This window comes from Spirulina sp. LEGE 11439, from assembly GCF_059821285.1.
The window spans coordinates 1-13170 of the sequence record NZ_JCAMRX010000050.1 but is presented as its reverse complement, the minus strand read 5'-3'; the positions used below and the strand labels follow the sequence as shown (position 1 = coordinate 13170).

The window sequence follows — 13170 nt, the reverse complement described above, 5'->3', positions numbered from 1 at the left end:
CAAGAGAAACCCCGCTTTTAAGGGTAAATTTCTAACTTTTTTGTCCGACGACGGATAAACCATCAACAACAATTGAGGGCGTATAACAAGAGCCGTGCCACATATTATCATTCCCCAAGGCTAGAACTCGTTTGAGGGCATGATAGACGTTGCCCGCAACCATTGTATCTTTGACTCGTCCGACAATTTCTCCGCCATAAATGCGATAGCCAAGATCGACATTAACGGAAAAATCTCCGGAAAGATCGCTGCTTCCGCCTAACATTTGATCGACTAATAATCCATTATCCAATTGACGAATTAAGTCTTTTAGGGTCCCTCTACCGGGTTCGACGACAATATTGACCAGTTCGGGGGTGGGATAGCGATCAAGGGAAGGACGAAACCCGTTTCCCGTTCCCTTCATTCCTAAAGCACGACTGATGGCGCGATCGCTATAAAATTCTTCGAGTTTGCCTTGTTGGATGAGGGAGAGAAATTGTGTTGGGGTGCCTTCATCATCAAAGGGGCAACTATAGGGACCTCTTTCTGGTTGTTGACTGAGAGAAAGACTTTCAGAAACGACTAATTGTCCTCGGCGATCGCTCCACGGGGAGGATTTTTCCAAGACCTGCTTGCCATTGATGGCTTCGGATAGGGTATCCCAAAGCAGGGTTGCTGCTTTTCCCGTGAAGAGAATGGGAATGCGACCGAGGGGTGGAGGTGTATTTTTTTGCGCCCATGCCAGCCGAATTAAAATTCTCTGAATGATACTCTCTACACTGAGGCGATTGCGTTCTTCACGATCTTCATAAACTCCGAGAAAGTCTTCTCCTCGCACCCATTCCACCCCCAAATAGCCACTTAGGGTAATATCGGTATACTGGCAGTGCAATCCTTGATTATTAGTCAGGATTGTTGTCTCTTGCTCGCATTCAAATTCTGCACTACACAGCACTTCAGGATATTGCTCGCGAATGTAGGCGATCGCTTCTCGTCCCAATTTAACTAATTCCCCGACTTCTACTCTTGCTCCCAAATCTGGTAGCACTACTGTTTTGGGTTCAGCGAGTTCGATGGTTTCGACAGGATTGAGTTCCGAGAGAGCGATCGCCGCTTCGACTAATTCTTTTGGCTCGACTCGTCCGTAAGCCACAGCCAACCCCGGGCGATTATGCTGCCAAATTCTGAGTGCCGTACCTTCCGACTCGCAACTCTCTAGCTGTTTGAGGCGGTTGGCTTCAAAAAAAATAGGATGGGACAGCGATCGCGATTGATAGACTTCCGCACAACTCGCTCCCGAGGCCAGAGATAATTCGAGTAATTGTTCCGCGCGTATTTCTTGGGACTTCATCGGGTTCGGCAAGAGGCTGCTGTTTAGGGAGAATAACGCAATTGTACGCTTTTACCGACAAATAGAAATTAACCCTGTGGAGTTAAATTGCCTAAAACTCCCAACAGGGTTAAATTTTCCTAATCAGAAAGGAAGAGATTGGAGAAAATTTTGCTTATTTTTTTTCTTCTTACTCAGATTTTCCAGCGCAAGGGTCTTCCTTAGCTGCACAAGGATCGCCGTCTTTACCAGCGCAAGGATCTTCTTTAGCTGCACAAGGGTCGCCTTCTTTAGCTGCACAAGGGTCGCCGTCTTTAGCTGCACAAGGATCTGCTTGTTCGGTTTTCTCACCGTCTTTGGCTGCACAAGGGTTTGCACAACCCACAGCCAATCCCAAACTTAATAAACTAACGGCCGCCATTGTTGTCAAATACTTAACTTTCATTTGGGTTCCCCTCGAAATTATTTTAAATTGAGTGTTTTTTGAGCTTTGAGCATTTTAAGCTGAAGATCGCCACGATCAATCTCCAAAAATGTTTTAGAGTCATTTTGCTTCAGCGTAGACAACAATATAGCAAATAAAATTCTCATATGACTGAGAAAAAACTGAAAAGCCCCTAAAAAAATATTAATTTATCTAATCAAACTTATCAGAAAAAAAGTATTTTATAATGGCTTCACGAAGAAATCCGATAAAATAGACCCTTGGGGGTTACGCAATGCAAAAAATGTTGAAACAAAGTTGGGTATATTTAGCGGCTTGTTGCTTTGTTGCGATCGCGGCCTGTACGCCGACTGAGGAAACTGGCAATCAGTCGGAGGAGGTGCAGGTTATCTCTTTGACGCAAACCGGCTGTCAGTTTGTGGAAACGGAAACCCAAGATTATCAGTATCAAACCACGAGTAGTGAGGATTGCGAGAAAATTAACAGTGAAACCCTTTCCGAACGGCAAAATCAATTTAAACCCTTAGAATTAAAAGCGGGGAAATATGTTTTTCGCGTGACCAATCGCGATGTCCCCTACGAACTCGGATTTTATCTACGTGGGGAAGGTGCGAAAAAACTAACACTTCCCAAGATTAGTGGCGGCGGCTTGACAGAAGGCAGTAGCAAAAACTACGAGATTACTCTGCGTCCGGGCAAATATATTTTTAGTTGTCCTCTCAACCCCACACCGGATTATCCTGTTATTGTCAACTGACATGAGAAGGAACCTAATGAAAGGTCGGAATTGGTTGGTCACAGACCAAGGTATTTGTCAAGAGCTAAATGCTGTAGAAGATGAGAAAATCCTGACAACTCCCTATCGCTTGTATCAATTTCTCGCCGATCTCGATCGCATTCTCGATCGCTTTGACGACAATGCCGAGCGTCTAAAACGAATCTGTCCCCGCATCCGGCGCTTGATGAATGATTCGCCTTGGCTGCAATTGCAATATACATTTCCGGATCCTCAAAAGGGATGGGCTGTTTCCATGCTTTATGATGAACCCGGATACCCGATTACAGTACAAATGGTGTCTTGGGAGGCAGGACGGGTCTCCACCATTCACAATCACGCCACTTGGGGACTGGTGATGCTGTTGGATGGTGAGGAGAAAAATACCTTTTGGAAGCGATCGCCAGAACCCGAGTTTCCCGATCGTATTAGCCGAGTTGGGGAACAAACTTTCTTATCGGGAGATATTATCTGTTTTTTACCCAATGCCATTCATTGTGTAGAAGCAATGGGAGAAAGTCCAACCATTTCTTTTAATTTATACGGCATCACCACTTACGATCGTCGTTTTGTTTTCGACCCTAAAGCCCGCACTGCGAAAACATTTTAGTTTTAGTTTATTAGTTATTAGTTATTAGTTATTTACTGATAACTGATAACTGTTCACTGTTCACTGAATAAAATGCTCGAACAATTTGCTAGTGATAATTATTCGGGAATTTGTCCCGAAGTCATGGATTATTTTCTCAAAGCGAATCAAGGGAGTGCTTTGGCGTATGGAGAAGATGAATGGACGCAAAAAGCAACTGATTACTTTCGAGACCTTTTTGCAGTTAATTGCGAGGTCTTTTTCGTTTTTAATGGAACGGCGGCCAATTCTTTGGCATTAGCTTCCCTATGTCAATCCTATCACAGCGTTATTTGTCACGAACTCGCCCATATTGAGACTGATGAATGTGGAGCGCCAGAATTTGCATCCAACGGCTCTAAATTATTACTGGGTCATGGCAAAAATGGTAAATTAACGCCAGAGTCGATTGAAAGTCTTGTGACCAAACGTAGGGACATTCATTATCCCAAACCCAAAGTTATCAGTTTAACTCAACCCACGGAATTAGGGACATTATATACTCTTGAAGAATTAGCAGCGATTAAAGCGATCGCAAAACAATATGATTTAAAAATTCATATGGATGGGGCAAGATTTGCAAATGCGGTGGCTGCTTTGAATGTTACCCCAGCCGAACTGACTTGGAAAAATGGGGTTGATGTTTTGTGTTTTGGCGGTACAAAAAATGGCTTGCCATTGGGGGAGGCAGTTTTGTTTTTTAATCCAGATTTAGCAGAGGATTTTGCTTATCGTTGTAAGCAAGGTGGACAATTAGCCTCAAAAATGCGCTTTATTTCTGCGCCTTTTTTAGGGCTTTTGGAAACAGGTGCATGGTTAAAAAATGCGCGACACGCTAACCAATGTGCTGAGTATTTAGAGCAACAATTAACACAAATTCCTGAAACAGAAATAATCTCTCCTAGAGAGGCAAATGCCGTTTTTGTCAAGTTTCCCGATCGCATCATTCGCGCTTTAAAAGCGAAAGAGTGGCATTTTTATACCTTTATTGGTATAGATAGCGTGCGATTTATGTGTTCTTGGAATACCACGCGATCGCGAATTGATGAACTCCTCTCAGATATTCGCGAGGCAATTTAAAAATGCTGTTAGTTGCAGGTTACTTGTACTGAGCAAAGCCGAAGTGTTAGTGATTGAGATTAGTTGTATAATTAATAAAGACTGTATTGAATTTTAATTATTTTATGAGTATTACAGATTTTGTTTTAATCGGTCTCAATTTCCTGCTGGGGTTAACGATCTTTTTGTTTATTTTTCGGATTGTTCTGACGTGGTATCCTCAAGTTGAATTAACGCGCTTTCCTTTCAATGCGATCGCTATTCCCACAGAACCATTTCTCATTCCCACGCGCAAAATTATTCCCCCGATCGGCGGTGTAGATATTTCACCGATTATCTGGGTGGGAGTTATCTCTCTGTTACGAGAAATCTTGATCGGGCAACAGGGTTTATTGAGAACATTATTGTGATAGTTTTTATCAATGAATAATGAACGATGAACAATTACTGACTCGCTAAGTAAATTTTTGCACGTTCCCAGAGGCGATCGAGTTCTTCTAAATTATATTCAGTGAGAGGGCGATCGGCAAAATTTTCCATTTTTTCCAAGCGCTGGATAAAGCGTTGATTTGTTCCTTGTAAGGCTTGAGACGGATCGAGATCGTACCAACGAGCAATATTAATAACCGTAAATAATAAATCTCCAAGTTCTGCTTGTTGATGCTCTTTATCATTTCCTGCTAAGGCTTCTTGAAATTCTCCGAGTTCTTCTTGAAATTTTCCCCAAACATCTTCAATGTTATCCCATTCAAATCCCATTGAAGCGGCTTTTTTCGACATTTTCATACTGGCCATTAAAGGCGGAAGCGTTCGACTATAGCGATCGAGTTTACGGCTGAGCAATTTCGCTTGTTCTGGGGTTTCTCCTTTCTCTTCTGCTTTAATTTGTTCCCAATTTTTGCGAACTTCACTCACATTTTCTACTTCTAGATCGCCGAAAACATGAGGATGACGACGAACCAATTTTGCACCAATTCCCTGTGCAACTTCTGCAAGGGTAAATTGTTCGTATTCTCGGGCAATTTGCGCTTGTAAGACAACTTGCAGGAGGAGATCCCCCAATTCTTCTGCGATCGCTTCTTTTTCCTCGCTTTGGATGGCGGCGACAGTTTCGTAGGCTTCTTCAATGATATAAGGAATTAGAGTTTGCGGCGTTTGTTCGATATCCCACGGACAGCCACCATCCGGCGATCGCAATTCGGCAACAATTTCGATCAACTCTTGCAGGGCATTAAGGGTTTCTCTATACATAATTTTGAGCCTATTTCTCTATAACTAGGGTACCGTCACCGGAGACGACTTCACCGATCGCCCGAGCCTCAATGCCGCGATCGCCAAACCATTTCACGGCATCTTCTGCGTGTTGGGGAGAGACGATCGCCACAAATCCAATTCCCATGTTAAAGGTTTCCCACATGGCATTTTCGGAAACGTTTCCTTGTTGTGACAACCATTGAAAGACGGAGGGAACTTCCCACGTAGCGCGATCGATTTTGACAGATTGATTCGTATTGAGACAACGGGGTAAATTTTCTGGCAAACCTCCTCCGGTAATATGAGCCATACCGTGAATATCGAGGTGCGATCGCAGGGCTTCGAGAATGGGCTTAACATAAATTCGAGTGGGAGTCAAAAAGATTTCCCCCAAACTTTGACCCGCCAATATTTCCGGGCGATCGTCCCAACTCAACCCCTGCATTTCTATAATTTTACGCACTAAGGAAAAACCGTTACTGTGAACGCCGCTACTGGGTAGGGCGATGGCGCGATCGCCAACCTTCACGCGAGAACCATCCAACAATTGCTCTTTTTCCACAATGCCCACGCAAAACCCAGCCAGATCGTATTCCCCAACGGGATAAAATCCGGGCATTTCTGCGGTTTCTCCTCCCAATAGGGCGCAACCACTCTCCCGACACCCCGAGGCGATCCCGTCCACTACTGCTGCCAATTGTTCTGGTTCTAACTTCCCCGTGGCGACATAATCTAGGAAAAATAAAGGTTCTGCCCCTGTGGTGAGAATATCGTTCGCGCACATGGCCACTAAATCAATGCCGATGGTATCGTGACGATTGACGGCATTGGCAATTTTTAATTTCGTTCCCACTCCATCCGTCCCGGAAACTAACACGGGTGCTTGATATCCCGTCGGCAGCTGAAAACACCCGGCAAACCCACCCAAAGCGCCTAAAACTTCGGGGCGATGCGTGCTTTGTACATTTTCACGAATGCGCTCGACAAAGGCGCGACCTGCCTCTACATCAACGCCTGCTGCTCGATAGTCCATATTTTTCCTGACATCCCTATTTGCACAACGATATCACTGTTAATGCAAAGTAATTTACAGAATTAGTGCGAAATTTGGCGCGATCGCATTACTTCTCAGCCTTTATCCAAGCAAATTCATAAATTCTTCTCGCGTTAATTCCGCATCTCAGAGAATTTTAGCAAGCAAAGCAACTCCAATTGTTTTCCCTGCATGAATAGGAATTGTTACAAGTAGAAAATTTCTTTTATAACAATGCAAAACAGACTAGAGTATTGCTGGATTTTCAAGACAGAAAGAAATCAAACTTTGGACATATTAATTTTAGACGTAACCATCAGTAAAAAACCTAAAATCAAGGGTACAATCGCGGCAATATAAAAGACTTGTTCTAAAGGACGATCGCCGAGGAAAAAGCCAAATAATGCCGGTGAGAGAAACTGACCGAGGAAATTCGTTCCTGTCCCTGCTGCAAGAATGGTAGACTGTAATTCCGAAGAGGCAATATTAGATAAAAGGGTGTAAATATTGGGCATAACAATACCAAAACCGATGCCCAAGAGAATTGTTGCGGATAAGAACATATACAAGCGATCGAACTGAGGCATTGCCATTAACACTAAGGCAACAATACCAAATCCCAAAGCAATAGCTGGAATTAACCCCAAACGTCGCGTTAATTTGCGAATTCCAAAAGCAGCAATAGCCGCAGAGCCGATCGCTTGAGAAGCTAAAACAATACCATTAATCGCAGTCCCCGCCCCAATGATTGCTTTAAGATGACTGGGCAAATTAATCACAACAGCATAAGCCGTTGCAGCCGTGAGGCAAAGGGTTAAAAATAATTGCCATGTTAAAGGATTGCTAAGGACTTTTTTCAAGGCTTGAGAATCGCCGGTCATTGAGGAGAGAGATTTAGCCGAAGCGGTGGTTTCTTCTGGCTGTTTAAAAGCGACAAGCACCAAGAGGGCAAAAGGAAGCGCTAACCCATATAATAAAAAAGAAACCCGCCATCCTAATATCCCTAATAATCCGGCTGAAATGGGATAAACAATATTTGCGATCGCGAGGACACTAGAAACATAAGCGATCGCTTGCGCCCGAGCTTCAGCCGACTCATACCGCTTAACTAATAAGCCCAAACTCGCCGCCGCAATTCCCCCACTGGCAGCCCCCACCAAGCCTCGAGTAATCAAGAGGGGTGTAAAATCATTCATTAACCCCCCTGCCATGCCAAATAAGGCGTATAAAATCAAAGAAATGACTAATATCTTAACTTGTCCGAAGCGATCGGCCAATAAGCCTAAAACAGGGCTAAAGAGAGCAACAGTTAAATAATGAGTGCTAACTAAATAACCCGCTAACGAGCGATCGAGTTGCAATTGTTCGATGATTTCTGGTAAAATCGGAGCAATCACGGCTCCGGTTAAAACAATTAAAGACCCTGTAGCAAAAAGGACAAATAACGAGCGATCGCGCCAAGTAAATTCCATTGATTAATGATAACTGGTGAGGTGGTGACTGGTGACTGATTAACTGGTGACTGATTCAAAGCATCTGCATGATTTCTTTGATTTTCTGCTCGCGATCGCGACTGAAAAGTGCCAGAATCAAACTCGAGATAACATAAGGCATCGCGAAGATACTTCCCAAATATCCTCGCCAGCGACTCCAAGAAAATATCGCTCTCAAGGTTGGATAAACGCGCCAAAAACGATTAATTGAACAGACCATATTATCTCCCAATGCCGTGACTTCATGCCACCATCCTGCCGGAATATATAAAATTTCTCCCGGTGCGAGGAAAATTTCTTGTTTATAAGGCAGTGCTTTTTGATAATTAGGAAAGGCTTGAAAATCTGGCTTTTCTGGATATAACTGACTGAACCACGAGCGCAGTTTTAAACCTCGATATAAATGGACAAAAATAGAGAAAGGATAAAGATTAGATGTTTGCGAAGGTGGAAAAAGAACTATTTTCTTCGTGCCGTAAAGTTGAATTAGCGTACCATCCATTTGATCGTAATGCAGGCATTCAACATGACCGCCGGGACCGATCCAAATGTTAAAATGACTGATGGGTTTATCGAGTCCGAGTTCGACAATTTTTTCTCTCGCTTCTCGTAAAGCTGGATTTTGTTTGAGAGGCGTTTCATTAATCGAGCATTTTGCTAAATAAATATCTTTTTCATGAGCCTCTTGACTGCGTAAAAGTTCGGCATATTCGCTAAATGTTTTCTGTTCTGCTGTAACACCACTACCAATATTGTCCCATTCGCGTTTATCTTGTTGATAGCGTTGCTTTCCGTATTGTCGCAAGAGAAATTTGCGATCGCCTAATTTTTGCACGAGAAAGTCTAGATCCCATTGAGATTTTCCTTCTAGCAACCCTGTCATAATGACCGGAATACCCGGTTTTTGATACTGTTTGACAAATTCTTTTTTAGTCATATCTGCAAGGGAAACCCGTGCGATCGCAGGAATCTTCCGATCTAAATTTGAGTTGAGTCGAGGACTTACTTCTACTGTCATGAGTGGGTTAGCTAAGGGGGTTTGCAGTACGAACAATAGCGAAAGTCTGATTATAGAGCAACTCGTGCCGATTGTGTCTTGCCTTGATAGCCAGTTTGCTTCAATGTCCGTTGCAATTGTTTCTTTTTTGTTTTTTTATTGCCGCGCGATCGCTCCTCGGGTATAATCTAAAATCGATTTGCCGATCGCGGCGATCTTGGGTTTTCCCCAACTTTAGCTGACAAAAAAACAACAATAGAGATAAACATAATGGTCAATCCTGCTAACTTTTTAGTCAAAAACTTAGAAAAAACAGTTTTAAATGGCTCTTGGCTCGAAGATTTAGTCGGAAAACATTCTTTAGTCGGAGATTCAATGTTTTTCGATGTCGAGCAATTCCCATGGGCAAAAGATTTAGAAGCTAATTGGTTGACCATCAGAAAAGAACTCGATGCCGTCCTCGATCGCGTCAACGACTTACCCAATTATCAACAAATCTCCACGAGACAAGCGAATATTACCGACGACAATCGCTGGAAAACCTACTTTTTTTACGCCTTTGGTTACAAGGCAGAAAAAAATTGCCAACAATGCCCGGAGACAGCAAAATTACTGGAGACTATACCGAATTTAAAAGCGGCATTTTTCTCAATTTTAGCCCCTCACAAACACATCCCCGAACACCGAGGAAAACATAAAGGCTTAATTCGCTATCATCTCGGTTTAAAAATTCCCGAACCTCAATCAGCTTGTGGTATTCGCGTTGGCGATCGCATTGCTCATTGGCAAGAGGGAAAAAGTCTAATTTTTGACGATACTTTTCTTCATGAAGCATGGAATAATACCGATGACTATCGCGTGGTTTTATTCCTCGATGTCGCTCGTCCCTTACGTTTTCCCATGTCATTAGTAAATTGGTTGGGCAATAATTTAATTGCTGCTTCTCCCATCGTCCAAGAAGCCAAAGAAAACCACAAAAATTGGCAAAAACAATTTGAAAAAAGGTAATTTTTTTGTGTTAGTTATTAGTTATTAGCTGTTTCTTTTCTCTCACTGATAACTGATAACTGATAACTGATTTTAAATCCAACCTTGTACTTCAGAATCAAGCCACGGTTTTTCTATCTTTGCACATTCACTTCGTGACGCTGCAAGGATATGTTTCATCATCACAGGCTCATCTGAATCGGCAGCAATAAATGCGGCATTTAAAGCAATATTAGCAATATTTCCTCCTGCAAGAGATAAGGATGCTAATTTCAGTGAATCCAGTCCTTTTGTAGGGGTTTCTTGCGGAAAGATTCGCGCCCAAATTTCTGCTCTAGCTTGAATATTGGGGAAAGGAAAAGCAACAATGAAACGAATTCGCCGTAAAAATGCTTGGTCTAATGCGCTTTTTAAATTTGTCGTCAATATCGCTAAACCTTGGTATGCTTCCATTCTCTGTAATAAATAACTTACTTCGACATTGGCATGGCGATCGCGGCTATCTTTGACTTCTGTTCGCTTGCCAAATAGAGCATCGGCTTCGTCAAATAATAATACAGCACTGCCAGACTCCGCCGCATCAAAAATACGCCGCAGATTCTTTTCAGTTTCCCCAATATATTTACTAAGGAGTCTCGGCTATCCCAAATTGTCACTAATTCATGAACAATTGTAGCGTGGGAAGGAGGTAAGGGGATGGTATGGCGATCGCTTAAAGGCTTGATGAGATGAGAAAGGCGATCGTCGAAATAGGGTTCTCCCATCAAGTAGTGCAAAATACTCTCGTCAATTTGCAAGGGACATTGAGTTAATACGGTTCCGGTTCCAACTTGCAACAATTGCCACCGTCGCAAAGGTGAATTGGGAGAAAAAGCACTCCAATGAGGATTGGGAAGGTATTGTAAACCCAAGCCAAAGGTTGGATAAATCTGTTGTGGGTTTTGGTGAAGATTGGCACATAATGAGGAGAATTTGGGAAATAATGCCATTCCCGCACCCATTAATAAGAAGTAAACTTCAAAAGGAGAAAGATTAAAAGTTTGATAGATTTGTTCTAAAGCCGTAGGTGGTGAGATATCGGGAATTTCTAGCGAGAGACGATCGCCGGGAGGATTCTTCTCATCAGGATTTTGTTGATCAAGCCACTGTTGCTCTAAAAACCGATAGACAACGGTAACATTTGCGATCAAAGAGCGAGAATTCGCTTCCAACCAATGGCTAGCGATCGGGTGATTCATTGTGAGTCCTCCTTTATATTGTTTTGTTAAATAGTCAAGCAGATAAGCATTTTATCGATTTCTTCTGTTGGTTAAATCCATCACAGAGTTTATCAACCAAGATATCATTTAATATCAAAAAATCTTCAAGTTTAATTTTTGTGAATATGAATGCTTACTGATTGTATGAATTGGAGTAGTATTAAGATCGGTAGTTTGACAGTCAACAAGATTTGAGTCATGAGCAAGCAGAAAGTACAAAAGTCAGTGAATTGGAGTCCCTCAAGCCGGCAGAAAGAACCTTCTTTAGCTCCACCAGTGATGGTCGTTCAGCGCACTCCTATCTCGGCTTTAAATACAGATGTATCGATTCCGGAATATACACCACTGAAAAACAATGCCGTAGAAAATCATCCTTTGCTGCGGCAATTTCAGACCCCTCAACTTCAGACTTCTCAACCGATACAGACTAAGTTAACAATTGGCGAAGTGGGGGATAAATACGAGCAGGAAGCCGATCGAGTTGCTCGAGATGTAGTCAGAGAAATTAATGCTCCCGCGATCGCGCAACGAGAGGAGACCGAGGAAAAAATAGCTCGCAAACTGATAGTACAGCGAGATAGCATTATGGCAGAAGAGACAGCAAGCCAAGAGGTGGAATCTTCTATCGATCGCGCTAAGGGAGGTGGACAATCTCTAGACTCAAGCCTACAGAATTCAATGGGTAGAGCGATGGGAGCAGATTTCAGTGGGGTGCGGGTGCATACGGATAGTAGTGCCGATCGTTTAAATCAATCGCTTCAGGCCAAGGCATTTACGACAGGACAGGATGTATTTTTTCGGCAGGGGGCTTATCAGCCGGGAAGTCGAGAAGGACAGGAATTGATTGCCCATGAATTAACTCATGTGGTGCAGCAGAATGGTGGAGCAGTGCAGCGATCGCCTCAGCAACAAGAGCAATTAACTCAATCCTCAGCCATTAACACTTCATTTGCATCGGTCGAAGAATGCGCGATACAAGCAAAAGGAGATAGGGCAAACAATTTGCCCGATTTCCCAGTAAATACGATACAACGGACTAACAAAGAGGTGATACAACGCCTAATCTTTTTGGAAAAGACCCAGGATTTGTTAGTCCCTAATGATTATTTTATTAAATCTATTCCCCAGCAGGGAAAGTCTTATCCCACGATCGCAAAGCTGCCCAAAAATAAACAAAATAACGCCTCTATTAAAGATTTATATAAAGATAAGAAGACCAAGGGCGATCTGCTAAAATTCCTAAAATCAGGACTGATGTTGCCAAAGGATATCTATTTGATTAGTAGTACAACAATAGCAGATAAAAAAGTTTCGGATTTAAATCCGGACGATCTAGGAATTGTCAAGGATGCGCTGATGAATAGCCTGAACAGTTTTCGTAAGTTGCTATTGGTCAATAAGTTTAAATCTTTCTATAATGCTGATTCTATAACAAATTCTTGGCAATATGGTTTATTGCCCTCCGATCTACTTCCTGAAGCCGATGACTTAACTGGCAGTGTTGGTAAGAACTTAAAACAACATAAAAATAGCCAGCAGCGTAAATGGTGGAGCTATGCTTGTCGCCTGATTGCTTTGGTCAAGATGGAAAAAAATTATAATAGAGTCAAGAAAGTGACCAAAAATAATAGTATAAGCAATCTGGAAGAAGCCGTACAAGCCTTGCACGATCATTATTACAATCAGAATACCAAAGTGATGTATGATGACGCCTCATCGAGTACCAGTATTTACCCAGCATGGGGCTACAGCCTCAAATTCTCTGGACCTTGCCCATTGGAAGATTTACCCACTCGCCGAGTTAAATTGAATGCTGGCGACTATATTTTTGGGTCTACCGAACTTAGTTTTACATACTAAGTTCGGTAGACCCTTTTCTTTTAATCTTTTCGTGTATGTTCTTTTCTTTTCCACAAATTCTAATTCTT

12 protein-coding genes and 2 pseudogenes are annotated in these 13170 nt (G+C 42.6%); 6 read left to right on the top strand and 8 right to left on the bottom strand.

Going from position 1 to position 13170, the window contains the following annotated elements; all coding sequences use genetic code 11:
* Window positions 1-31: 31 nt before the first annotated feature.
* Both AC6RV6_RS24040 and AC6RV6_RS24035 read right to left on the bottom strand, forming a co-directional pair.
* Window positions 32-1333 (bottom strand): TldD/PmbA family protein, encoded by a 1302-nt coding sequence (locus AC6RV6_RS24040; protein WP_500243419.1) that lies wholly within the window; start codon window positions 1331-1333, stop codon window positions 32-34.
* A 169-nt stretch (window positions 1334-1502) separates the two neighbouring features.
* Window positions 1503-1757: a hypothetical protein gene (locus tag AC6RV6_RS24035; protein ID WP_500243418.1), complete on the bottom strand. Its 255-nt coding sequence runs from the start codon at window positions 1755-1757 to the stop codon at window positions 1503-1505.
* A 283-nt stretch (window positions 1758-2040) separates the two neighbouring features.
* Between AC6RV6_RS24035 and AC6RV6_RS24030 the strand changes: the two genes are divergently transcribed.
* The 4 genes from AC6RV6_RS24030 to AC6RV6_RS24015 all read left to right on the top strand — a co-directional run bounded on the left by AC6RV6_RS24030 (window position 2041) and on the right by AC6RV6_RS24015 (window position 4629).
* Window positions 2041-2514, top strand: a complete 474-nt coding sequence (locus tag AC6RV6_RS24030; protein WP_500243417.1) for a hypothetical protein — start codon at window positions 2041-2043, stop codon at window positions 2512-2514.
* 16 nt (window positions 2515-2530) lie between these two features.
* Window positions 2531-3142 carry a cysteine dioxygenase family protein gene (locus AC6RV6_RS24025; RefSeq protein ID WP_500243416.1) on the top strand — a complete coding sequence of 204 codons (612 nt, stop codon included), beginning with the start codon at window positions 2531-2533 and terminating at the stop codon, window positions 3140-3142.
* A gap of 72 nt (window positions 3143-3214) precedes the next feature.
* Window positions 3215-4240 carry a threonine aldolase family protein gene (locus AC6RV6_RS24020; RefSeq protein WP_500243415.1) on the top strand — a complete coding sequence of 342 codons (1026 nt, stop codon included), beginning with the start codon at window positions 3215-3217 and terminating at the stop codon, window positions 4238-4240.
* A 104-nt stretch (window positions 4241-4344) separates the two neighbouring features.
* The gene (locus AC6RV6_RS24015; protein WP_500243414.1) at window positions 4345-4629 is read left to right on the top strand and encodes a YggT family protein; all 285 of its coding nucleotides are present in this window, start codon (window positions 4345-4347) and stop codon (window positions 4627-4629) included.
* Between the two features lie 34 nt (window positions 4630-4663).
* Here the strand turns inward: AC6RV6_RS24015 and mazG are convergent, their stop codons facing one another.
* From mazG to AC6RV6_RS23995, 4 genes are all read right to left on the bottom strand, one after another.
* Window positions 4664-5470 carry a nucleoside triphosphate pyrophosphohydrolase gene (gene mazG / locus AC6RV6_RS24010; protein ID WP_500243413.1) on the bottom strand — a complete coding sequence of 269 codons (807 nt, stop codon included), beginning with the start codon at window positions 5468-5470 and terminating at the stop codon, window positions 4664-4666.
* Between the two features lie 10 nt (window positions 5471-5480).
* A complete protein-coding gene (purM, locus tag AC6RV6_RS24005; RefSeq protein ID WP_500243412.1) occupies window positions 5481-6506 on the bottom strand; it encodes a phosphoribosylformylglycinamidine cyclo-ligase in 1026 nt (341 codons plus the stop codon).
* Window positions 6507-6787: 281 nt separating this feature from the next.
* Window positions 6788-7978, bottom strand: coding sequence for an MFS transporter (locus AC6RV6_RS24000; protein ID WP_500243411.1), 1191 nt, complete (start codon window positions 7976-7978; stop codon window positions 6788-6790).
* 55 nt (window positions 7979-8033) lie between these two features.
* Window positions 8034-9017, bottom strand: coding sequence for a cupin-like domain-containing protein (locus AC6RV6_RS23995; RefSeq protein ID WP_500243410.1), 984 nt, complete (start codon window positions 9015-9017; stop codon window positions 8034-8036).
* Window positions 9018-9266: 249 nt separating this feature from the next.
* Between AC6RV6_RS23995 and AC6RV6_RS23990 the strand changes: the two genes are divergently transcribed.
* Complete coding sequence (locus tag AC6RV6_RS23990; RefSeq protein WP_500243409.1) at window positions 9267-10004, top strand: aspartyl/asparaginyl beta-hydroxylase domain-containing protein; 738 nt, start codon at window positions 9267-9269, stop codon at window positions 10002-10004.
* 72 nt (window positions 10005-10076) lie between these two features.
* On the opposite strand, the pseudogene AC6RV6_RS23985 reads toward AC6RV6_RS23990, so the two are convergent.
* Both AC6RV6_RS23985 and AC6RV6_RS23980 read right to left on the bottom strand, forming a co-directional pair.
* Window positions 10077-10616 (bottom strand): annotated as a pseudogene (locus AC6RV6_RS23985) (ATP-binding protein); the annotation flags it as partial.
* Window positions 10617-10777: 161 nt separating this feature from the next.
* A pseudogene (locus AC6RV6_RS23980) lies at window positions 10778-10984 on the bottom strand (ATP-binding protein); the annotation flags it as partial.
* A gap of 456 nt (window positions 10985-11440) precedes the next feature.
* Here AC6RV6_RS23980 and AC6RV6_RS23975 point away from each other — a divergent pair.
* On the top strand, window positions 11441-13102 hold the full coding sequence (locus AC6RV6_RS23975; RefSeq protein ID WP_500243408.1) for an eCIS core domain-containing protein: 1662 nt from the start codon (window positions 11441-11443) through the stop codon (window positions 13100-13102).
* The last annotated feature ends 68 nt before the right edge of the window (window positions 13103-13170 follow it).